20 protein-coding genes and 1 pseudogene are annotated in these 21,711 nt (G+C 41.1%); 18 read left to right on the top strand and 3 right to left on the bottom strand.

All coding sequences use genetic code 11. The annotated features are described in order from the left end of the window. The first annotated feature begins 371 nt into the window (after positions 1–371). From ABLT31_RS35385 to ABLT31_RS35375, 3 genes are all read left to right on the top strand, one after another. On the top strand, positions 372–1,061 hold the full coding sequence (locus ABLT31_RS35385) for a GntR family transcriptional regulator (protein WP_367760354.1): 690 nt from the start codon (positions 372–374) through the stop codon (positions 1,059–1,061). Between the two features lie 400 nt (positions 1,062–1,461). Next, the gene (locus tag ABLT31_RS35380) at positions 1,462–2,835 is read left to right on the top strand and encodes a cytosine permease (RefSeq protein ID WP_367760353.1); all 1,374 of its coding nucleotides are present in this window, start codon (positions 1,462–1,464) and stop codon (positions 2,833–2,835) included. Positions 2,836–3,065: 230 nt separating this feature from the next. Then, entirely contained in the window at positions 3,066–3,821 is a 756-nt protein-coding gene (locus tag ABLT31_RS35375) for an SDR family NAD(P)-dependent oxidoreductase (RefSeq protein WP_367760352.1), read from the top strand. A gap of 734 nt (positions 3,822–4,555) precedes the next feature. On the opposite strand, the gene ABLT31_RS35370 is transcribed toward ABLT31_RS35375, so the two are convergent. Beyond that, positions 4,556–4,681: a hypothetical protein gene (locus tag ABLT31_RS35370; RefSeq protein ID WP_367760351.1), complete on the bottom strand. Its 126-nt coding sequence runs from the start codon at positions 4,679–4,681 to the stop codon at positions 4,556–4,558. 89 nt (positions 4,682–4,770) lie between these two features. Between ABLT31_RS35370 and ABLT31_RS35365 the strand changes: the two genes are divergently transcribed. The 4 genes from ABLT31_RS35365 to ABLT31_RS35350 all read left to right on the top strand — a co-directional run bounded on the left by ABLT31_RS35365 (position 4,771) and on the right by ABLT31_RS35350 (position 6,653). Beyond that, on the top strand, positions 4,771–4,959 hold the full coding sequence (locus ABLT31_RS35365) for a hypothetical protein (protein WP_367760350.1): 189 nt from the start codon (positions 4,771–4,773) through the stop codon (positions 4,957–4,959). A 52-nt stretch (positions 4,960–5,011) separates the two neighbouring features. Next, on the top strand, positions 5,012–5,839 hold the full coding sequence (locus ABLT31_RS35360; protein ID WP_367760349.1) for an ArdC family protein: 828 nt from the start codon (positions 5,012–5,014) through the stop codon (positions 5,837–5,839). A gap of 266 nt (positions 5,840–6,105) precedes the next feature. Beyond that, positions 6,106–6,279 carry a DUF2281 domain-containing protein gene (locus ABLT31_RS35355; protein ID WP_367760348.1) on the top strand — a complete coding sequence of 58 codons (174 nt, stop codon included), beginning with the start codon at positions 6,106–6,108 and terminating at the stop codon, positions 6,277–6,279. Next, the gene (locus ABLT31_RS35350) at positions 6,276–6,653 is read left to right on the top strand and encodes a type II toxin-antitoxin system death-on-curing family toxin (protein ID WP_367760347.1); all 378 of its coding nucleotides are present in this window, start codon (positions 6,276–6,278) and stop codon (positions 6,651–6,653) included. Before ABLT31_RS35355 ends, ABLT31_RS35350 begins: the two co-directional genes overlap by 4 nt. A 174-nt stretch (positions 6,654–6,827) precedes the next feature. On the opposite strand, the gene ABLT31_RS35345 is transcribed toward ABLT31_RS35350, so the two are convergent. Further along, on the bottom strand, positions 6,828–7,145 hold the full coding sequence (locus ABLT31_RS35345) for a cyclic nucleotide-binding domain-containing protein (protein WP_367760346.1): 318 nt from the start codon (positions 7,143–7,145) through the stop codon (positions 6,828–6,830). A 519-nt stretch (positions 7,146–7,664) separates the two neighbouring features. Here ABLT31_RS35345 and araB point away from each other — a divergent pair. From araB to ABLT31_RS35315, 5 genes and pseudogenes are all read left to right on the top strand, one after another. Beyond that, on the top strand, positions 7,665–9,335 hold the full coding sequence (gene araB / locus ABLT31_RS35340) for a ribulokinase (RefSeq protein ID WP_367760345.1): 1,671 nt from the start codon (positions 7,665–7,667) through the stop codon (positions 9,333–9,335). A gap of 35 nt (positions 9,336–9,370) precedes the next feature. Then, positions 9,371–10,861: an L-arabinose isomerase gene (gene araA / locus ABLT31_RS35335; RefSeq protein WP_367760344.1), complete on the top strand. Its 1,491-nt coding sequence runs from the start codon at positions 9,371–9,373 to the stop codon at positions 10,859–10,861. Between the two features lie 36 nt (positions 10,862–10,897). Beyond that, entirely contained in the window at positions 10,898–11,590 is a 693-nt protein-coding gene (gene araD / locus ABLT31_RS35330; protein WP_367760362.1) for an L-ribulose-5-phosphate 4-epimerase, read from the top strand. Between the two features lie 87 nt (positions 11,591–11,677). Continuing rightward, a pseudogene (locus ABLT31_RS35325) lies at positions 11,678–12,636 on the top strand (aldose 1-epimerase). A gap of 98 nt (positions 12,637–12,734) precedes the next feature. Next, complete coding sequence (locus tag ABLT31_RS35315) at positions 12,735–13,829, top strand: GntR family transcriptional regulator (RefSeq protein WP_367760341.1); 1,095 nt, start codon at positions 12,735–12,737, stop codon at positions 13,827–13,829. Here ABLT31_RS35315 and ABLT31_RS35310 read toward each other — a convergent pair. After that, positions 13,821–14,420, bottom strand: a complete 600-nt coding sequence (locus ABLT31_RS35310; RefSeq protein ID WP_367760340.1) for a YesL family protein — start codon at positions 14,418–14,420, stop codon at positions 13,821–13,823. The genes ABLT31_RS35315 and ABLT31_RS35310 overlap by 9 nt on opposite strands. A 219-nt stretch (positions 14,421–14,639) precedes the next feature. Between ABLT31_RS35310 and ABLT31_RS35305 the strand changes: the two genes are divergently transcribed. The 6 genes from ABLT31_RS35305 to ABLT31_RS35280 form a co-directional block, all read left to right on the top strand. Continuing rightward, complete coding sequence (locus ABLT31_RS35305) at positions 14,640–15,629, top strand: LacI family DNA-binding transcriptional regulator (RefSeq protein ID WP_367760339.1); 990 nt, start codon at positions 14,640–14,642, stop codon at positions 15,627–15,629. Positions 15,630–16,046: 417 nt separating this feature from the next. Further along, positions 16,047–17,564 (top strand): arabinosylfuranosidase ArfA, encoded by a 1,518-nt coding sequence (gene arfA, locus ABLT31_RS35300; protein WP_367760338.1) that lies wholly within the window; start codon positions 16,047–16,049, stop codon positions 17,562–17,564. A gap of 81 nt (positions 17,565–17,645) precedes the next feature. Further along, positions 17,646–18,989 (top strand): ABC transporter substrate-binding protein, encoded by a 1,344-nt coding sequence (locus ABLT31_RS35295; protein WP_367760337.1) that lies wholly within the window; start codon positions 17,646–17,648, stop codon positions 18,987–18,989. A gap of 90 nt (positions 18,990–19,079) precedes the next feature. Beyond that, a complete protein-coding gene (locus ABLT31_RS35290; protein ID WP_462976582.1) occupies positions 19,080–20,027 on the top strand; it encodes a carbohydrate ABC transporter permease in 948 nt (315 codons plus the stop codon). A gap of 2 nt (positions 20,028–20,029) precedes the next feature. After that, on the top strand, positions 20,030–20,872 hold the full coding sequence (locus tag ABLT31_RS35285; RefSeq protein WP_367760336.1) for a carbohydrate ABC transporter permease: 843 nt from the start codon (positions 20,030–20,032) through the stop codon (positions 20,870–20,872). A 142-nt stretch (positions 20,873–21,014) separates the two neighbouring features. Beyond that, the coding region (locus ABLT31_RS35280; RefSeq protein WP_367760335.1) for a transposase at positions 21,015–21,711 on the top strand (697 nt) is incomplete at its 3' end.

Genomic DNA, 21,711 nt, shown 5'->3' with positions numbered 1-21,711 from the left:
CTAATTCGCTTCAGCGATTGATTCACTCTGTTGGAAGCGATGCAGATATCGTTATTCCTGATCGAATACGTTCAAGAGTCATTTCTCAAAAAACGCAATATCAATTGGATTCTAACCTTTATGAAGGAATAAAGGTTCAGGGCTATTACTTGCGATTTATTGTGCGGAGAAAGAGATTTGTCCAAGGGGCTTTTAAAGAAAAAACTGGATAGGGAAAGTATTTATTTTCGAAGAAAATATGTTGGAACTAACTACGGATTTAGTTCTATATAATGAAATTTTTTATACCTTTAATTGTATACAATACCGTATCCATCATGCGATACAATTACAACGCTTAAAGAAGTTATTTAGGGAGGGTTAGAAAGAAGATGTCTGATGCGAGCGAAACAGATATTTACAAGGAAATTAAGAAGGCGATTATTCAACAAAGACTTCGCCCGAATATGCAATTGGTAGAAGAAGTATTAGCGGAATCTTTTGGGGTCAGTCGTACTCCGATTCGCAATGTATTACGGCGATTGGCTCATGAAAAGATGGTGAAGATCATTCCACATAAAGGAACTTTTGTTTCTTGCCCCACCGTTGAAGAGGCAAAAGAAGTATTTGAAATGCGAAGAGTTTTAGAGGGAGCAGCGATTCGAAAGGCATGTAAGCAGATTACTGGGGAGCACCTACACCAGCTGGAATTGTTGATTAATGAAGAACACGCGGCCCGGGACCATGGCGATTTGTTTCAAGTTCTGCAAATCACTTGTGATTTCCATTTGGAAATAGCAAAAATCGCAGGTAATTCTTACTACAATCGATATATTGAAGAGCTTATTTCCTTGAATTACGTTATCATGGCTTTCTATGGCAGGAGGCAATTGACGTTATGTGGATTACAGGAACATGCGCAAATTTTGAATGCATTGAATCAGAGGGATGAAAACCAAGCCGAGAAGCTGATGCTGGAGCATCTTCAACACATTGAGGCGTATCTGGATTTTGATGAAATGCCCTCAACACCAAGTGCTTTAAATGAAATATTCAAACCGAGTACCCATTCTCTATATTAAAAGAGAGAGTGAACTAATACTACTTGGCAGGTTTTTTAGAAAGGTAATCCAGCTTAAAGGAGGTGATAAATAAGAATTTTTCAAAGGTAAGCTTAGATTTATAGAAAGAAACGTTAAGGGGTGAAGCAAAAAGAGGGCACTCGAAGCAGAATGAGGGGGCTGTCGTAGCGAAGAAATCTTAAAAAAGTTAATTTAATGCATGTGTGTATTTGATGCTTAATGTTTAGTGGGACTTAATCTTGCAAAGTGTAAAATCTAGATATCAAGACTATAGGAGGGAACCAGGGTTAACAAGAGACAATAGAATGTTAGTAACTTAAATATAGGTTTAGCTTTGTGGTTCAAATAGATCAAATAGAACAAGTGAATAATTATACACTCTTAGAAAGGGGTAAAAAGAATGAGTAACAAAGAAGTTGATCTTAATGGACTAAATCCTATATCGGAATCGGACCGTCCAATGACGCAGATGACTTATGTACTTTCTTTCTGGTCTACAGCGATAATTATTCAAGTTATGGCTATTGGAACGTTTTTGTTAAAAGGTGGGTTAAATATATATCAAGTAATAGCTGTAGGTGTTATTTCCGGAATACTAGTAGCAACTTTTTGTACCGTAAACTCTTTTGCCGGGCTTAAACATGGAATACCATTTATTATTCAACTTCGTTCTAGTTTTGGATACAGAGGTGCAAAAGTAGCTTATATTCTAAGGATTGTCCCCGCTATTTGTTGGTACGGAATAGGAACCTGGCTGGGAGCTTTAGCAATTAATCAAGTTATGATGACTGTATTTAATTTGCCAGAAATGAAATTTCCATACTTTTTCTTTCTAACCATCGTTCATATCTTTCTATCGTATAGAGGTATTAAGGATATTACATGGTTTAATGCGACGGTGGCCACTGTAATATGTTTAATCTTAGTATATTTCTTTGGCTTAATAATTGTCAAAGGGGAATTAGATTTTACCAAGTATACGGATATACCCGGTTCTTGGGGGGTCTTATTTTTTGGAGGAATTTCAGCCGCCACAGCAAACTGGGCTACTGTAATGCTAAATAATTCGGATTTAGCACGTCAGTTAAAACCTGCAAAGGGGAAAACTAGCTTTCTTGCTAACTTCGTTGGAATCATTCCACCTTGGATTTCGATGGTCTTTATTGGATTGTTAATCTTTGTTGCAACCGGAAATGATGATCCGATTGCAGGGTTAATGGCGTTAGCACCAAATCCTACATTTGGGATTATTCTCATGATATTCATTATTTTGGCTCAAATAACCTCTAATCTAACAACGAGCGTTTTACCCGCCGCTTTAGCGTTTCAGGATTTGTTTAAAATGAAGTGGTCTACAGGCGTAATTCTCTCGGCTTCTTTATCTGCCGTTACAATGCCGTGGATACTTTTTACAAGTCAATGGTTCTTCACCTTCCAAAATATATACTCTTCTTTCTTGGGGCCAATTTTAGGTATTTTATTAGCGGATTATTGGATTTTAAGAAAGGGCGAGCTTAATCTTAACCATCTATATAATCAAGAGAGTAAAGCTTATTATTACTTCAAAGGATTTAGCCCAGCAGCTTTTATAGCAATGTTCCTAGGAGCAATAATCTCTTTTACGCAACTTCATATCGCATGGTTAATTGGATTTCCTACAACTTTTGTCATATACCTGATATTAAAGAAGAGCGGTATTGATGAAAGACTTAAAAGTGGTCAAAAAGAATCAGATGCAATGGAGATAAAAATAGAAAACAATACTTCATTTTAGGTATAACTTATGAAAAGCTGCATAGTTGAAGTTACATAAGGAGGCAGCGTCACATCAGGTTTGTTTTTAGATGCCTTAGTTACTTCAATTGCCCAATGTTAGAAATTCCGCATGTAAAGAGATGACCTCATCATAAAGTTTAAGTTTATAGCCTAGTTAACTATCTCCAAGGATTAAGGTTAGAAATGTATTTGTTACCCGACAATACCACATGGAGAGGAAGAATTTTTATGAAATTACATGGTAAGAAGGCATTCATTACTGGAGGTTCAACCGGTATTGGGAAAGAAATTGCGCTTGCATATGCTAGAGAGGGTGCAGACCTTGCAATTAATTACTTCAAAACTGAAGAACAGGCAGAAGCTTTAAAGGCTCAAATTGAAAAGCAATACGGAAGAAAGGTAGTAATCATCGAGGGCGATGTTAGCGAAGTCAGCCAGGTTGAGAGTATGGTTAAAGTGGCTCTTGAGAGTTTAGGAACAATTGATATTCTAGTTAACAGTGTAGGAATCACACACCAGGCCCTTATTAAGAATTTAACTGTAGAACAGTGGGATCAAATGATTAAAGTAAATATGCGTGGACCTTTCCTTTGTGTAAAATTTGTGCTGCCACACATGTTAGAAAAAAAATTTGGGAGAATTATTAATATAGCGTCGCAATTAGGTCAAATTGGCGGAATAGAGAATGCGCATTATGCGGCATCAAAAGCTGGACTTATAGGTTTCACAAAGTCTTTAGCAAGAGAGGTAAGTGCTTATGGTATCACCGCTAATTGTATTGCACCAGGACCGATCGCAACCCCTTTTTTACTCGAAGGCTATGATGAAACGTGGAAAGAAAGGAAACAAAACTCACTCCCTCTTGGGCGTTTTGGCAAACCAGAAGAGGTTGCTCCTACAGCGGTTTTACTAGCTTCTGATCCGGATGGTAATCTTTATACCGGCCAGACCCTAGGACCGAATTCGGGAGATGTTATGCTATAATTGGTCGAATTAAGAATAGATATTAACCCCAAATTGAGATTGTTAAATACTAAGTATTATAATTGGTAAATATAACGGGGGCACGGGTGCCTCTGTTCCTGTCCAACAATAAAAAGGATAAACGATTTTGGTGAAAAGATATACCTAATAAAAATTACAGAAGAAGAAACCCTGATTTTATAAGGAATTAAATCAGGGTTTCCTTTTTCCGGGCATCGGCCACTGTATCTAATCGGGAAAGTTGGGGATTATTCACCTTACTCTCCCCTTCATCGAGTGAATTATCAGAGGTGACATTTAGTCATTACATCGCTCCTCTTAGCAGCTCGACTCCGTACCTTTTGGGAATTAAAATTGCAATTGCCAATCATATAGATAGAATAAGTATAGTTACTGTGTTTCTTGATGTTTTCAATTACTTTGATTCACTGTCTATAATTCTTTTTCTTCAAAAACTATAAGCAAACTCCTAATTTTAAGACCATTATTTTCCTAAACTCGTACAATTACGGAGGAAAGAGGAATAGTGGTTATGGTTAATCGATGAGTTTAATAGATAATTTTCAAATGTTAATCATCATTCTGACAGATAGTAGGAATCACTATATGAAAAGGTTAGTTAGAAAATATAATCTGGTGGAGGCTGTATGGTCTCCCTTTTTTCTTTCCTATCGCCACCATGCAGTTTGTTGTAATTCCTTTACGATCCCACCATTCATCCCAAACCTTGGTTTTCATTTTTCAAATGGCTCTTCTCTCGTGATCGAGAAAGGGCTTTTTTCTTTGGCGCGAAACCCTGCCACCCGGTATCGGGACCGATAACCCGTGTCCGTAACGCTCGTATCCTCACGAACGCACACGAGGTTCCTGTTCCTGATTGGCGAAAATCGCGCCACCCCGGGTCCCCGGCAGCGTTGGAGAAAGTCAAGGCGAGGAGGGTGTCAAAGGCATGGAAAGCTTCCTCCGTATGTCGGAAGCTCGGCCCCTTCTTTTGGCTCTCCGCCGGTCTCCTAGCTTACCACAGCTGCGCCTCCAGCCAACAGGCTTTCGCGGCATATCCTCCTTCCTAACGTCCGTCCGGTATTCCACGATCCTATTGGCCGGAGCCTCCTCGTGCTTGGTGCTGTGGTGCGCTTGAGCCACGGCGGAGGCCATTGGGTCCTTACGAATGAATAGGGAGGAAAAGCAAGATGTCTAAAGTGTATGAGATGGTCACCACGAAAATTATTCAGCTCTTAGAGCAAGGGGTCATTCCTTGGAGAAGACCATGGACGACGAGGGGAGCAGCGGTTAATTGGGTTACGCAAAAGCCATACCGAGGCATAAATACGATGCTTTTGGATCCGGGGGAATACGCGACCTTCAACCAAATCAAAGAAGTTGGCGGAACGGTAAAAAAGGGAGCAAAAAGTCATTTGGTTGTTTTTTGGAAGTGGATAGAAGTGGAGAACGAAGAGACGGAAGAAAGAGAAAAGGTTCCTTTTTTGAGATACTATAATGTGTTTGAAATCAATACCCAATGTGAAGGTTTAAAAAGCAAACAAAAAATTGAAGCCTTTGATCATGACCCGATTTCCGAAGCAGAAAAAATTAAGGAAGGATATAGGGACTGTCCGAAAATGTTTTATAAACCAGGACAAGCCTACTATGTTCCAAGTCTGGATGTGATCCAGATTCCACCATTAGAAGATTACAAAAACTCGGCTGAATATTATAGTACGATGTTTCATGAGATGGTCCATAGTACGGGTCATTATAACCGGTTAAATCGTCCGGGGATTGAAAAGGCTGTAGCTTTCGGTAGTGAAACTTATTCAAAAGAAGAGCTAGTGGCTGAAATTGGAGCTGCGATGTTGTGCAGTGTGGCCGGGATTGATAACAGTACCATTGAAAATAGCGTTGCCTATATCGGCTCTTGGCTCCGAAAATTGAAGGATGATAAAAAGCTGATCGTGCAAGCCGCTGCTCAAGCTCAGAAGGCCGCTGACTACATTCTAGGGATTGATTTTTCGGACTAGAAATAATGAAAAAATCGCCGGTGGGGCAGGATGTCCCACCGGGAATTAAAACAAAGTGGGAATATTTTTATTTTCGCCTTTAAATGATGCAGGAGGAGTACACCTTTTATGGTTTGTCGTGTAAGGAAAAATAAAAACCTGGAGAGACTTGAAAATAAATCTATATCTAAAAAGGTATATTCCTAAACTTAAATAATTCAGTACAAATGTTTAGAATTTTATATTCGTGTATAATATGAATAAAGCCTAAACTTGGAGGAAATCTAATGAGCTTAGAAGAACGGTTGTTAAAGGATTTTCAAACACTCCCTGAAGATAAAAAGCTTGAAGTCTTGGATTTTGTTGAGTTTTTAAAATCTAAAAATAAAAAGCAGCTTGAAGGATTGATGGACGAAATTATTGAACAAAATAGGGAAGCCTTAGAGGAACTGGCGAAATGAGAAGCATTGAATTAGCCGATTTATTTGTTTTTCATGCTAAGATAGTAGAACAAACAGGGGGATCACCTGGAGTCCGAGACTTAGGCCTGATTGAAAGTGCATTGCAACGGCCTTTTATCACTTTCGATGAAAAAGATATGTACCCAACCGTAATCCAAAAGATTTCTGTAATGACCTATGCTCTTATCAAGAATCATGGATTTGTAGATGGAAATAAGCGAGTAGGTGTTGCGATGATGCTTTTATTGTTACGTTTGAACGAAATCATGATTTCTTATAGTCAAGCGGAGTTAATTGAATTGGGTTTAAAAACGGCAGAAGGTGTATGGACAGAAAAGGATATTGAACGTTGGATTAAGGAACATCAAACTTAAATGTTAAGGAACCTTAGTATTAAATTCAAGGTTCCTTTTTTGTTCATTAGAAGCGCTATTTTATTATTTAATCTGAATGATACAAAATGCCGTTTTGTATCATTCGGAAATTGGTTGTAATCCCCTTGATTTTGATTGTCAAACTTATTTGTACTGGAGTGGATATGTCGCTTCTCAGACCACACTCGGTTTTGAAGATATGTCCAGGGAGTTATTAAGCGTCCTAGCTGAGGCAGAACGGTGATGGCCGGTGATCAACGACATTTCTCCAAACACTTCCCCCGGGCCCAAGACGGACAACCGATGCCGGCTTCCATTGGATAACGATTTGAAAATTTCCACCTCTCCCGAGCTGATAATAAACATCGTGTTTCCTTCTTCACCATCTGTAAAAATAAGAGTACCTTCGGGAGCATTAACTTTTTCCATATTCCCAAATAACCTTGTTTGGGATAGCCCGGTTATCATTTCTGCAGCAGTATGTGGCCCCATATGCTTTTGCCCCCTTAAAATCCAGGTAAATATTGAACCCCTTTCCAATTAAATTTACAAATAATTCATCTTATTCCATCTTATACCATACTTCATTTATTTCGGAGAAGAGCCTAGTGATTCTGTCTAAAAGAAAAAGGAAAACCCCCATGCTAATCAATTTTTTCTTCGTTTTTTTCCAGAAAATGATTCAATTATTTGGATATCATTTTAAATTGTATATATTTTGCAAATATTTATTGCAACAAGGAAAGCAGCCATGTAAAATAGAAATATATGTACGTACAGGTTATTAAAAACAAGCTTATTGAAACGCTTTATACGTACAGGTATACAGAATTAGCTGAGGAGAGAGGATATCCAAACCGTTTTAAACTACATGAATTCAGGTTGTAGACAAGGGGAGTTGCAGGGAAGATGCGATAGATCATTTAGATGAAAGATCGAAGGACTAAAACGGATATTTTTCTAATAGCTTGTACGTACATATAACCAATCAAAAACATGGAGATGGTTTGCATGAAATATAGCATTGGTGTGGATTATGGAACGCAATCGGGTAGAGCCTTGCTTGTAGAAGTAGAAACGGGCAGAGAAGTAGCCTCTGCTGTGAAGGAGTATACCCATGGAGTCATGGATGAGTTTTTGCCTGATGGGGTAACGAAACTGGAGGCGGATTGGGCACTGCAGCATCCTAATGATTATTTGGAAGTACTGCAAGTGACCGTACCGGAGGTATTAAAACGTGCGGGCGTTACGGCTGAAGATGTGATCGGCATCGGCATTGACTTTACAGCATGTACCATGCTGCCTGTGGATAGAGAGGGTACTCCTTTGTGTATGAAGGAGGAGTATAGGAATCATCCGCACAGTTATGTGAAGCTTTGGAAACACCATGCGGCGCAAGAGGAAGCTAACCGCTTGAATGAGATTGCCGAAGAGCGGGGAGAGAAATTTTTGCAGCGCTATGGCGGGAAAATTTCCTCGGAATGGATGATCCCAAAAATCTGGCAGATTCTGAATGAAGCACCAGAAATATATGATGCATCCGCTCAAATGCTGGAAGCTGCCGACTGGGTTGTTTCTCAATTGACTGGAGAGGTAAGACGAAATAGCTGTACCGCTGGATACAAGGCAATCTGGCATAAGCAGGAAGGATATCCTTCCCAAGATTTCTTTAAAGCGCTTGACCCCCGGTTAGAGCATCTGGTTGAAGAAAAACTAAGCAACCGGATCTACCCGCTTGGTGTAAAAGCAGGAGAGATTACGGAGGAGGCAGCGCGGCTAACGGGATTAAAGAAAGGAACAGCTGTGGCTGTTGCTAATGTGGATGCCCATGTGTCGGTACCTGCCGTCAGTATTACGGAACCAGGGAAAATGCTCATGATTATGGGAACCTCCACCTGCCATGTTTTGCTTGGAGAAGAGGAAAGAGTGGTACCAGGTATGTGCGGAGTCGTGGAAGACGGTGTCATTCCTGGATGGATGGGATACGAGGCTGGCCAGTCTTGTGTCGGTGACCATTTTGAGTGGTTTATCGAAAATGCCGTTCCTGAAAGTTATTTTAAGGAAGCGGAAAAAGATGGTATCGAAATCCACCAGTTGTTGACCAACAAAGCAAGCGCTTTAAAAGTAGGCGAGAGCGGATTGCTTGCCCTTGATTGGTGGAATGGCAACCGTTCTACCTTAGTCGATGCGGATTTAACGGGTGTGATCGTTGGGGCTACGCTGTTAACCAAACCGGAAGAAATCTATCGTGCCTTAATCGAGGCAACCGCTTTCGGAACGAAAATCATCATTGAGGCCTTTCGTGATAACGGTGTTCCTGTTCATGAGCTCTATGCTGCCGGGGGAATTGCTGAAAAGAATCCCTTCATGATGCAGATTTATTCGGATGTAACCAATATGGAAATCCGTATTTCAGGATCCCCGCAAACTCCAGCTCTTGGTTCAGCGATGTTTGGAGCCGTGGCGGCGGGAAGGGAACGAGGAGGATTTGACACGATTGTTGATGCAGCGAAGTCCATGGCCAAAGTAAAGGAAGACTATTATCGGCCGAACCCCGATAACGTTGCTGTGTATGAGCAATTGTATGCCGAATACAAGAAGCTCTATCACCACTTCGGCGGGGGAGAAAATAACGTGATGAAGAGTTTGAAAAAAATTAAAAAGCAAGCGCAGCAAGCATGATTAGGATTTTGTAAATCAGAGGGAGGAGCATGTATATGAACGAGTTAAAACCCTATGTATTTTGGTTTGTTACTGGAAGCCAGCATTTATATGGACAAGAAACACTGAAGCAGGTAGAAGAGCATTCTTTGAAAATAGCGGAAGGCTTGGACTTTGATCCATCTACTCCGTATAAAGTCATTTTCAAACCAGTCTTGACCACTCCTGATGCAATCCGAAAGCTTTGTATTGAAGCCGAAGCCGATGACACATGTACAGGATTGATTACCTGGATGCACACCTTCTCGCCAGCGAAAATGTGGATTGCCGGACTGTCTAGGCTAAGCAAGCCACTGCTGCATTTACATACCCAATTTAACCGGGATATTCCATGGAGCAGCATTGATATGGATTTTATGAATTTGAACCAATCTGCCCACGGTGACCGTGAATATGGATTTATGGGTGCAAGGTTAGGAGTTGCCCGTAAGGTTGTGGCCGGCTATTGGGAAGACCCTGAAGTACGAAGCCGGATTGGGGACTGGATGAGAACTTCGGTTGCTTATATGGAAGGGCGTACCCTGAAGATCGCACGCTTCGGTGACAACATGAGAGAAGTGGCTGTGACGGACGGGGACAAAGTCGAAGCGCAAATCAAATTGGGCTGGTCCGTCAATGGATATGGTGTGGGGGATCTTGTGCATCGAATTAACGATATTTCGGACCAAGAGGTTAATCAGTTATTGGACGAATATGCGGAATTGTACGAGATTCCATCGGATGGAAACAGAACCGGATACGTCTGGGGGTCAATTAGGGAGCAGGCCCGCATCGAGCTTGGGTTAAAAGCATTTTTAACAGAGGGAAATTTTGGTGCCTTTACGACGACCTTTGAAGATTTACACGGGATGAAACAGCTTCCGGGACTTGCTGTACAGCGATTAATGGCACAAGGCTTTGGTTTTGGAGGAGAAGGCGACTGGAAAACAGCGGCTCTTGTTAGAGTCATGAAGATTATGGCAGGCGGGGAAGGCACCTCCTTTATGGAAGATTACACCTATCATTTGGAGCAAGGTAATGAATTAGTCCTCGGCGCTCATATGCTGGAAATTTGCCCAACGATTGCAGTGACCCGCCCCCGGATTGAGGTTCATCCCTTATCCATCGGCGGAAAAGCGGATCCGGCCCGCCTTGTCTTCAATGGAAATGCCGGATCTGCCGTCAATGCCTCGCTGATTGATATGGGCAATCGTTTCCGCTTGATTGTAAATGAAGTGGATGCTGTGAAGACGGAGCAAGACATGCCGAAACTTCCGGTCGCTCGTGTCCTTTGGAAGCCACAGCCGTCTCTTCGCGATTCAGCAGAAGCTTGGATCCTTGCTGGAGGTGCCCACCATACCTGCTTCTCGTATGTGGTGAAGGCTGAACATTTGGTAGATTGGGCGGAAATGGCGGGGATCGAGTGCGTCATTATCAACAAAGACACGACTCCACTGGCGTTTCGAAATGAATTGAGATGGAATGAACTTTACTGGCGGTTGAGATAACGAAACAAGATTGTGAAGGGAAGAGGAGTGAGTGAATTGCTGGAGCAATTGAAACAAGAAGTACTGGAAGCCAACCTGGAGCTTCCTATCTATCGCCTTGTGACGTTTACCTGGGGAAATGTCAGTGGAATCGACCGTGAAAAGGGCTTGGTCGTCATTAAGCCAAGCGGTGTTCCTTATGAAAGACTGACGTGGGAGGACATGGTGGTCATCGATCTTCATGGGAATGTAGTAGAAGGGAATTTAAGGCCTTCTTCGGACACGCCGACTCATTTGGCTCTCTATCAGGCTTTTCCTGAAATAGGCGGAATCGTTCATACCCATTCGCCTTGGGCCACCATCTGGTCGCAAGCGGGACAATCGATTCCGGCATTAGGGACGACTCATGCCGATTATTTCTACGGGGATATCCCTTGCACCAGGGAAATGACGGATGCAGAAATACAAAACGATTACGAGCTGGAAACGGGGAACGTGATTATCGAGACGTTCAAAGGACGCAACCCATCCTATGTGCCCGGGATTCTTGTCCATAACCATGGCCCGTTTGCTTGGGGATCCAATGCAGCGAATGCGGTTCATAACGCCGTCGTACTAGAAGAGGTCGCTAAAATCTCCTATCGTACGGTTCAATTAAATCCTGCTGTAGGGTCGATTAATCCTGTCCTCTTAGATAAGCATTTCCTGCGGAAGCATGGTGCAAACGCATATTATGGCCAAAAAAGCTAGTCTTAAAAATAATAATAGATTTTCTGGGAAAGGTAGGCTTCGAAAAGAGTCTACCTATTCTCATATACCTTCAAGAGGGGGATGGAAATGACGGTATTTGTAGAGAAGATAACTTATTTAGGAGAACCGGCTGTCCGTGCTGGCAATGGGCAGCTCGAAATCATTCTTGTTCCTGGGTGGGGAAGCAATCTGATTTCCTTGATTGATAAGCAAACGAATAAAGAGATTCTGAGAGCGCCCCGGTCGTCCGGCGAATATGAGGCGAACCCCTGGCTGTATGGGACCCCGATTTTATTTCCTCCCAACAGGATTAGTGATGGAATATTTGATTTTGCCGGGAAAACATATCATCTCGAGATCAATGAGAAGGATAAAAATAATCATCTGCATGGATTTGTTCACGATAAGAAATGGGAACTGCTTAAGGCTGAAACCAATGGCAACAAGGCAATATTGGAAACAGAATTCGATTCTTCCACTTATCCGGAAATCTATCAGCAATTTCCTCATCATTTTGTTATCCGAATGTCCTATATTTTAGATGGCATAACACTGCACAAGAATGCCACGATTATGAATAAAGGAGAGGAGCCTTTTCCATGGGGGTTAGGGTACCATACGACCTTCTTGTTCCCGGAAGAAGATTCTACTTTTTCTCTTACCGCGGATAAGGCATGGGAATTAGATGAGAGATTGCTGCCTACTGGACAGCTAGTAGATATACCATATAAAAAGGGTATGAGTGAAGGGCTTAGTCTAAAAGATTGGGCACTTGATGATGCGTATCTTTCATCCGGTTTAAGTGGCGGAAAGAATCCTCCATGAAAATTCCTGGCATGGATAAACCAATTGTTTATCTGGCCGATCCAAACTTTAAACATTGGGTGGTATATAATGCAGACGGAAAACAAGGATTTGTATGTCCTGAACCGTATACTTGGGTTACCAATGCGCCTAAATTAAATCTTTCTCCTTCGCTTACTGGTGTTCAGATGTTGAAACCTGGAGAAGAGATGACGGTGAGGACGGAAATCTCTATGAAGTGATGTCCTCAAAGTCACATGTGATAGATGTGCATAAGAATTTACTTCGTGGTACAATGTCTCCATATTGTACGAACAACCAATAAGAGGGCGAGATCATAATGAAAAAATATAGTGTTGTAAAAGAGGGGATAAAGAAATGGATCCTGGAAGAAAAATATAAACCTCATGAGAAAATAGCTTCTGAGAATGAGCTTGCCGATATATTTGCTGTGAGCAGACAAACCGTGCGGCAAGCGATCGGCGAATTGGTCAATGAAGGTTGGCTGTACCGCGAACAGGGGCGGGGAACCTTTTGTGCGAGAAGGCACGACCCTGAGGTTGCTGGACGAAAAAGCGAGAAGATCATCGCTGTGATCACCACCTACATTTCAGATTACATCTTCCCGTCCATCATTCGAGGGGCCGAATCCTATCTAAGCGAAAAGGGGTATTCCATCCTATTATCCAGTACGAATAATAGCTTAGAGAGCGAAATGCATTGTCTGCAAAATATCCTCGATAGGAATATTGATGGGTTGATCGTGGAACCGACCAAAAGCGGAGGGTTTAATCCTAATTTGAATTATTATTTTACGCTTGAAAATAATAAAATACCGTATGTCATGATTAATGCTTATTATTCTGAACTGAATCCTATCAGTTTGACCATGGATGATGAAACAGGGGGGTATTTGGCGACAGAGCATTTGATTCGATTGGGGCATAAAAAAATTGCAGGGCTTTTTAAAACGGATGATTTACAGGGAATTAACCGTATGAAAGGGTATGTCCGGGCCCATCGTGAGTACCATCTCCCCATCGAGCCCGAAATGATCCTTTCCTATAACACGGAGAATAAAGAGTTCAAGCTGATCCAGGAAGCCAAACAACTCATGCAGGGGAAAGGAACACCGGAAAAGCCAACTGCTTTTGTTTGCTATAATGATGAAATTGCTTTATCCCTTTTGGATATGGCCAGGGAACTGGGATTGCATATTCCTGATGATCTTTCTATCGTTGGTTATGACGATTCTACAATTGCTACTGCTTCAGAACTTACCACGATTCAGCACCCTAAAGCCAGGATGGGGAAGGATGCAGCGGAGCTTATTCTGAATATGATTGAGTCAAATAAGGAACAAAAGATCGAACCCATTATCTACCAGCCTACATTGATTGTCAGACAATCTACGGCTGAGGCGAAATCAAGATGATCCAATGCTGACCTCTTGTTTTAATCGTTCTATCTTTTGAAACGAACGGTAGCATAAGGTAAATAGGCAATGGGCAGTAACGCTTCCGGATATCAATATAGTAGCCGGTTCAAGCACGAAACATAAGATAGAACCCCCTATGACGAGAAGACCTGACATCGTCGTAAAAAGCTGACTAATGGACAATAAGAGCGAATTCTTAATCACTTGGATCCAGTTAGATTGATAGTGAATCATGACTGGGAACATAAAAATAGAGGTGAAGAGATATAAGACGATCATAAAAAAAGTAATCAAAAACAAAGGAATACGTAGGGGCGAGGTCATCTGATTCGCCAGCTGCAAATCGAATAGCAAAATAAAACCGATCATGGTCCAAATGATCCCGATCCAAAAGCTTTGAACAAAATTCTCTTTAAACAGATGCAGGAATTCTTTGCTGAGACCCGCATGTTCTCCCGTCATCCTCTGTTTTGTCACACCGAATAAAGCGGCAGTAGCCGGATAGATCGTGAGGATGGGGAGGCAAGCAAGCAACCAAAGCAAGTTTAAAAAGAGTAGTTTAGTCACTTTCTGTATCAAGAGAAACATATTTTTTCACTCCAAACTTGTAGGGTTACCATATAGTATAACGCGAAATCAAACAAATTCGAATAGTAAAATTAATTTTTATATAAAACATTTCAATTTTTCTATAATTTAAATAAATTCTATTGACACTAGTGAATCAAAATGGTAGTTTATGTGTACGCACACGAAAAAACTGAAAATTCATAAGCTTAACTATATTAAAAAGGATAGGAGGAATATATGGGAGTAACGATTAAGGAAATTGCCCAGTTATGTGGAGTATCTGCCGGAACCGTGGACCGGGCATTGAATGATCGCTTAGGAATCAATCCTAAAACGAAACTTAAAATCCTGGAAGTCGCAAAGGCTTTAAATTACCAGCCGGATCACACGGCACGCAGCCTGGCAAAGGGAAAGACTATGACTTTAGGAGTCGTGTTGTTTGATCTTTATAACCGTTCCTTTTCTCAATTAATGAATGCGATCGAAGTCAGATCGAAGGAATTTGGATACTTTGTCCATCCTGTCCTTACCGATAAAGATCCAAATGATGAAAAAATGTTATTACAGCACTTGATTAACAGGAAGGTAGATGGAATCATTCTATTTTCAGTTAACAAGGGAGAAAAGTTTAATGATTATTTACAGAGCTTAAATATACCGTTAGTCACCATTTGCAACCTTGTTTCTGATGATTGGAGCTATGTTGGAATCAATGACAGGCAGGCAATGAAGGATGCCGTCTATCACGTGGTTGGCAAAGGGTACAGGAGAATTGTTTATATTTGTCCTCCATTGGCATATAAAGGGTTAAGCAACATTTATACTCAAGAAGAGAGAGTAAATGGGTTGATGGAAGGAATAGCTGAAATGCGAGTTTCCATCGGAACAGAGATTATTACTGCTAAAGATTATATTGGCGCATTGGATCAAATGGAGCTAATCGGTGAAGAAAAAACGGCTATATTATGTTCTTGTGATAATTATGCACTCGAAGTGATGAATTATCTCAAATCCAAGAAGTATCACATTCCCCAAGATGTTGGCTTAATGGGGTTTGATAACATTGATGTGTTGAAATATGTTACACCTCAATTAACCACTGTCGAATACGCGATTGAAGAAATTGGTATAAAAGCTGTGGATTGCCTAATTGATAGAATAGAAAGTGGGAGCTACTCACCTGTTCCTTTAATTGGTCATCGATTAATCTTTGGGGAGTCTATTTGACAAGGAATTGAAAAGTAGACTCCATTTAATGCGTTATCATTTCAAATTATCACGCCTAGTTAGAATTGATATAAAATTCTAAATTTGTAGTTGACGGAACTTAGCATTAATGATATCTTTAAAAAAATGATGTGTACGCACACGATAAATCGTTAACGTGCACAAAGATGTACGTACATGTTGTTTGATTCTATGATAATTTAAAATTGGTACACACAAGAGGAAGGGGTTCATGTGCGTTAATTAGAAAAATGTGTGCGAACACGATGTGAAGCGTGGACGCGCACGGAAAAACGTTTACGCACACGGATGTCAAAGTACAACCTGCAGTGAAGGAGGGGAGTGGCTACCACTATCATCACACAATGGGAATGATTTAATATCTAATATCTATTCAATGGTGAAGGGAGAATTATTATGGAGTACCCATTAAAAGCAAAAATGGTCTTAAATAAAGATTTTAAAATAGCCGATATCGATGACCGGATCTATGGATCTTTTGTTGAACATCTAGGGCGTGCTGTTTATGAAGGAATCTATGAACCAGATCATCCGCTAGCAGATGAAGAAGGGTTTCGGACGGATGTCATCGATTTGGTAAAGCAATTGAGAGTTCCATTGGTTCGATATCCTGGAGGGAATTTTGTTTCCGGATATAATTGGGAGGACGGTGTCGGTCCCAAAGAAAAAAGACCTAAAAAATTGGACTTGGCATGGCGTACGATAGAAACCAATGAGATTGGAACCAATGAATTCGTTTCATGGGCTAAGAAAGTAAATGCAGAAGTGAACATGGCAGTAAATTTAGGTACAAGAGGCATTGATGCTGCCCGGAATCTAGTCGAATACTGCAATCATTCCTCTGGAAGCTATTGGAGTGATCTGAGGATTTCACACGGTTTCAAGGAACCTCACAAAATCAAGACATGGTGTCTAGGAAATGAAATGGACGGTCCATGGCAAATTGGACACAAAACAGCAGCAGAATATGGCCGAATTGCTGTCGAAGCAGCCAAAGTCATGAAATGGGTAGATCCAACGATTGAATTGGTGGCATGTGGAAGTTCGAACAGCATGATGCCGACTTTCCCTGAATGGGAGTCCACGGTTTTGGATCATACATATGACCATGTGGATTATATATCCTTACATCTTTATTTTAGAAATTATGAAAACGATTTATCGAATTACTTGGCAAAGTCATTGGATATGGATAATTTCATTAAAACCGTGATATCCACTGCTGACTATGTCAAGGCAAAGAAAAGAAGCAAAAAAACTTTGAATCTCTCCTTTGATGAATGGAACGTTTGGTACCATACCAGAGAATCAGATAAGCAAATGGCACCATGGCAAGTGGCGCCGCCGCTATTGGAAGATAATTATAATTTTGAAGATGCTCTAGTGGTAGGGTGTGCGTTAATTTCGCTCTTAAAGCACTCAGATCGCGTCAAAATCGCCTGCTTGGCCCAGTTAGTGAACGTCATTGCGCCGATTATGACCAGAAGAGGCGAAAATGCCTGGGTACAAACGATCTTCTATCCTTACATGCATGCATCGGTTTTTGGAAGAGGGACAGCATTGCAGCCGGTGATCTCCTCTCCTGTTTATGATAGTAAAGATTTTACAGATGTTCCGTATCTTGAATCGGTTACCGTTATGAACGAAGAAGATGAAACGCTGACCATTTTTGCGGTAAACCGTAGCGATAAGGACTCCTTATTACTGGAATGTGATGTAAGGGGATTCACTAACTACCGGGTAATCGAGCATATTGTGCTAGAGAACGGAGGAGATATCAAGGCAGTGAATACCGCTGTCGAAAATCGCATTGCACCGCACAATAATGGAAAAGCGGAAGCGCGGGACGGAATCTTGACTGCCGGATTGCCTAAGCTTTCGTGGAACGTGATCAGATTGGCCAAGCAAAATTAGAAACAGAATCATTCCTGGGCTACCGGTCACAAGGATGGATGAACAACTGATCATAGTAATCAATAAATGAGGGGGAAAAGCGTGAAAAAAGCCGCTTTAAAAATCTTAGCAGGTGTTCTCTCAGTTACAATGGCTTTAGCAGGATGTTCAAGTTCGTCTCCAACTACCCAAGAATCTTCGCAAAAACCTCAAGAAACAGCAGGCAGTAATGCGGGTTCGGGAGGAGAGCCTACAAAGCTTACCCTGTGGTCATTCGTTCCACTGCATTTGGAATTCTATAATGATGCGTTGGAAAGATGGAATCAGACGCACCCGGATAAAAAGATTACATTGGAAACAGCCAGTTATCCGTTTGAAGACTATCATAATAAATTGCTAGTTTCCTTGCAATCAGGAGTAGGGGCTCCAGACATTGCTGATATTGAAATAAATAAGTTTCCAAACTTTTTAAAGGGTCAGCCACAATTAGTGGATTTAACGAATGTGGTTGCACCAGAGAAGGATAAATTTATCCAGTCCAGGCTTGATGTGTATAGTAAAGATGGAAAAATTTATGGACTTCCTACGCATGTAGGGGCAACCGTTATGTATTATAACAAGGAAATTCTTAATCAAGCTGGTGTAAATCCGGATGACATCAAGACCTGGGACGATTATGTGAAGGCTGGAAAGCAAGTTCTAGAGAAAACTGGAAAGCCGATGATGACGGTCGAAGGAGCAGGACATTGGACATTTTTACCTATGATTTCACAACAAGGTTCAGATTACTTTGATAAAGACGGTAATGTCATCCTAGATAACGAGACGAACATTAAAACACTACAGTTCTTACAGGATATGGTTTACAAGGATAAAATTGCATTTCCTGCACCTGGTGGAGCCCATAGTAAAGAGGAATACTTTGGCTTTATGAATCAGGGAGGGGCCGCTTCCGTACTTATGCCTTTCTGGTATATGGGACGATTTGTGAGCTATATGCCGGATCTAAAGGGAAAAATGATTGTCCGACCAATGCCTAGTTGGGAAGAAGGCGGTAATCGATCGGCAGGTATGGGCGGTACGGGAACCGTTGTAACAAATCAATCGAAGAATCAAGAACTGGCTACAGAATTCTTGGCCTTTGCCAAACTTTCCAAAGAAGCAAACATACAAATTTGGAAAAAGCTTGGTTTCGATCCTCCTAGATGGGATGTCTGGGAATCTCCTGAGCTAAAGGAGCCGAATGTCTATACGGAATACTTTGGGGCTGATTTATTTGATCAAATTAAAGTGCTGAAGGATGAAATCTCCCCTATGAATTATACGGAAAACAGCCCGAAAGCAAGATCCGTGGTGGAGAAAAAGGTAAGTTATGAAGCCATTCAGCAAAACAGTAAGTCTCCGGAACAAGTCCTAAAAGAAGCAGCAGCAGACCTTCGTAAATAAAGGAAAGGATGGGGATCCAACAACTGAATGGTTGGATCCCATCTTAAAAAAAATCAGACAGTATAAACTTATCTAAAGGAGGGGAAATCATTGGGGCCCAATGTCACCTATACGACGAAGACAAAACAAGTAGGTTTGAAGGCTAAAAGAAAAAAAGTGAGCGATTTGCTTTTTTCCCAAAAATTTGCACCCTATCTTTTTGTGTCGCCATTTCTGCTATCGTTTCTGGTCTTTTTCCTATATCCCGTTATCAGTACCTTTCAAATGAGTTTCTATGAAATTCTTCCCGGCGAAAGTACCTTTGTTGGACTTGATAACTATAAGAAATTATGGAATGATCAATTTTTTACGTCCTTCTCTAATAGCCTCCGCTATACCTTTTGGACACTAGTCATTTTAATCCCAATTCCATTATTGCTCGCTGTCTTTTTAAATTCGAAAGTATTGCCAGGGCGCAATATTTTCAGGTCCGCTTTATTCATGCCGGCCCTTACCTCGGTTATTGTGGGAGGGATGATTTTTAACCTCATGTTTGGACAATTGGATACAGCATTAATCAATTCTCTATTGATCAAGCTTGGATTGGAACCGAAAAAATGGAATATGGAAGCCGAAACGGGAATGTTTCTCATGGTTTTATTAGCTAGTTGGCGTTGGATGGGGGTTAACATTCTATACTTTTTAGCAGGTTTGCAAAATATAGACAAAGGCTTATATGAAGCAGCAGAGATTGATGGTGCGAATGCTTTTCAGAAATTCATGAGGATCACCGTCCCTCTTTTGAAACCGGTTACGATTTATGTTTTGACTATTAGTATTTATGGCGGGTTTAGAATGTTTGAGGAAAGTTATGTGTTTTGGCAAAATCAATCCCCAGGAGACATTGGTCTTACGATTGTAGGCTACTTGTACAAAGAGGGATTTGAATATAATAATTTCGGCTTGGGATCGGCTATCGGGATTGTTTTGATGTTCATTGTACTAACTGTAAACTTATTGCAGCTAAAATATACCGGATTGTTTAAAAAGGAGGATTAGCGATGGAATCCGCTCAGCACTCCATATTTTTAAGGACATTCATCACCGTCGTGTTCATAATTATCAGTTTTTTGGCTTTGTTCCCATTTTTTGCGATGCTATTGGCATCCTTTAAACCTTCCACTGAGCTGTTGCGCTTTGGACTGAATCTAAAATTGCAGCCTGAATTATTAACTTTGGATAATTACAACTACATATTTAATGAAGGAAAAAAATATTTCTTATGGTATCGAAACAGTGTCGTGATCACTGTATTGTTTACTGTTATATCGTTATTTTTCTCATCGATGGTCGGTTATGCACTTGCCGTGTACGAATTCAAGGGCAGAAATTTGATGATGATATTGGTCTTGTTCGTCATGATGATTCCTGTAGAAATCATGATGCTGCCGCTTTATAAACTGATGATCTTACTTAAATTACTAAACACCTATTGGGGAGTTGTCTTGCCCTTTGCGGTTACGCCTGTTGCCATCTTCTTCTTTAGACAGTATGCAATTGGATTGCCCAAGGAATTGCTGGATGCTGCAAGAATCGATGGCTGCTCTGAAATTGGCATATACTTCAGAATCATGGCTCCATTAATGACCCCAGCCTTTGGCGCGATGGCGATTTTACAGGCTATGCACAGCTGGAATAACTTTTTGTGGCCGCTGGTCGTGCTTCGTACAGAAGATATGTTTACCCTTCCGATTGGTCTTGCAGGTTTACTGACTCCTTATGGAAATAATTATGATCTCCTTATCTCGGGATCCGTTTTAACTGTTCTTCCTATTCTCATTCTCTTTATCTTTTTCCAACGCCATTTTATTGCCGGTTTAACGGTTGGCGGAGTAAAGGGATAATCAATGATATCTATTTGAATCAATTTCATAAATCTGAGCCCAAGTAGCTCAAGTGTTTTTAAGCATAGAAAAAGGAGTACCTCCCCAAATCTCGAAAAAGTTAAGTGCGACCAAAACTTAAGAGATAGGATGGTGACTCCCTGTGTCTATTATACGACAAGGAAGCCTTTTTGGCATACAAGATTTATATGATTTAGAACCTACCCAACGATTTGAAGCCATTTTTTCAACGCTGTACATCGAACCCTTGCTCAAGGAGATCTCCAAAAAGACGATTGTTGGAGCACCTACTGAGCTCAACTATGCTGCGATGATCTATGCTTTGGTCGCTCGGATCGTTGAACGCATTCCAACAGTCAAAGACTTGCGGAAACGATTGAAAAACGACTTCATCTTCCGTTTAGACTGTGGATTTCATTTCTCTGACCAACTCCCTTCCGAAGCCTCTTTCTCGCGTTTGGTGCAAAAATTGGAGAGCTGTAAAGGTCTTGAGATCATGAAAAACCAGCTTCTTCTTCAAGCTATTCAAGAAGGGTTTGTCGAGGATGACGGCGTTGCGATCGATGCCACTCACTTTGAATCTCGAGACCGAGCCAAAGCGGAAGAGAAAAAGCCGAAGTCTGAGCCCAAGAAACGAGGGCGTAAATCGAAAGCCGAAAAAGAAGCCTACGATAAGCAGAAACAAGAAGAGAAAGCTCAGCAAACGTTATTTGAAAAGTCTATTGTTGCCCAATTGGATGTTCCGTTCGAAACCCTTCGCGACGAAATTCCGCTGGCACCTGCCTGGGGAATTAAGAAAAACAGCGAAGGAAAGAACGTTTTTTGGTATGGCTTTAAAG

The organism is Ammoniphilus soli, from assembly GCF_040813775.1.
The sequence above is the reverse complement of the archived record's forward strand: the minus strand, read 5'-3'. Positions and strand labels throughout refer to the sequence as shown.

Excerpts from the sequence above, each read along its gene's own strand:
- ABLT31_RS35385 (WP_367760354.1), top strand. The coding sequence starts at position 372 with ATGTCTGATGCGAGCGAAACAGATATTTACAAGGAAATTAAGAAGGCG.
- ABLT31_RS35380 (WP_367760353.1), top strand. The coding sequence starts at position 1,462 with ATGAGTAACAAAGAAGTTGATCTTAATGGACTAAATCCTATATCGGAA.
- ABLT31_RS35375 (WP_367760352.1), top strand. The coding sequence starts at position 3,066 with ATGAAATTACATGGTAAGAAGGCATTCATTACTGGAGGTTCAACCGGT.
- ABLT31_RS35365 (WP_367760350.1), top strand. The coding sequence starts at position 4,771 with ATGGAAAGCTTCCTCCGTATGTCGGAAGCTCGGCCCCTTCTTTTGGCT.
- ABLT31_RS35360 (WP_367760349.1), top strand. The coding sequence starts at position 5,012 with ATGTCTAAAGTGTATGAGATGGTCACCACGAAAATTATTCAGCTCTTA.
- ABLT31_RS35355 (WP_367760348.1), top strand. The coding sequence starts at position 6,106 with ATGAGCTTAGAAGAACGGTTGTTAAAGGATTTTCAAACACTCCCTGAA.
- ABLT31_RS35350 (WP_367760347.1), top strand. The coding sequence starts at position 6,276 with ATGAGAAGCATTGAATTAGCCGATTTATTTGTTTTTCATGCTAAGATA.
- ABLT31_RS35345 (WP_367760346.1), bottom strand. The coding sequence starts at position 7,145 with ATGGGGCCACATACTGCTGCAGAAATGATAACCGGGCTATCCCAAACA.
- araB (WP_367760345.1), top strand. The coding sequence starts at position 7,665 with ATGAAATATAGCATTGGTGTGGATTATGGAACGCAATCGGGTAGAGCC.
- araA (WP_367760344.1), top strand. The coding sequence starts at position 9,371 with ATGAACGAGTTAAAACCCTATGTATTTTGGTTTGTTACTGGAAGCCAG.
- ABLT31_RS35315 (WP_367760341.1), top strand. The coding sequence starts at position 12,735 with ATGAAAAAATATAGTGTTGTAAAAGAGGGGATAAAGAAATGGATCCTG.
- ABLT31_RS35310 (WP_367760340.1), bottom strand. The coding sequence starts at position 14,420 with ATGTTTCTCTTGATACAGAAAGTGACTAAACTACTCTTTTTAAACTTG.
- ABLT31_RS35305 (WP_367760339.1), top strand. The coding sequence starts at position 14,640 with ATGGGAGTAACGATTAAGGAAATTGCCCAGTTATGTGGAGTATCTGCC.
- arfA (WP_367760338.1), top strand. The coding sequence starts at position 16,047 with ATGGAGTACCCATTAAAAGCAAAAATGGTCTTAAATAAAGATTTTAAA.
- ABLT31_RS35285 (WP_367760336.1), top strand. The coding sequence starts at position 20,030 with ATGGAATCCGCTCAGCACTCCATATTTTTAAGGACATTCATCACCGTC.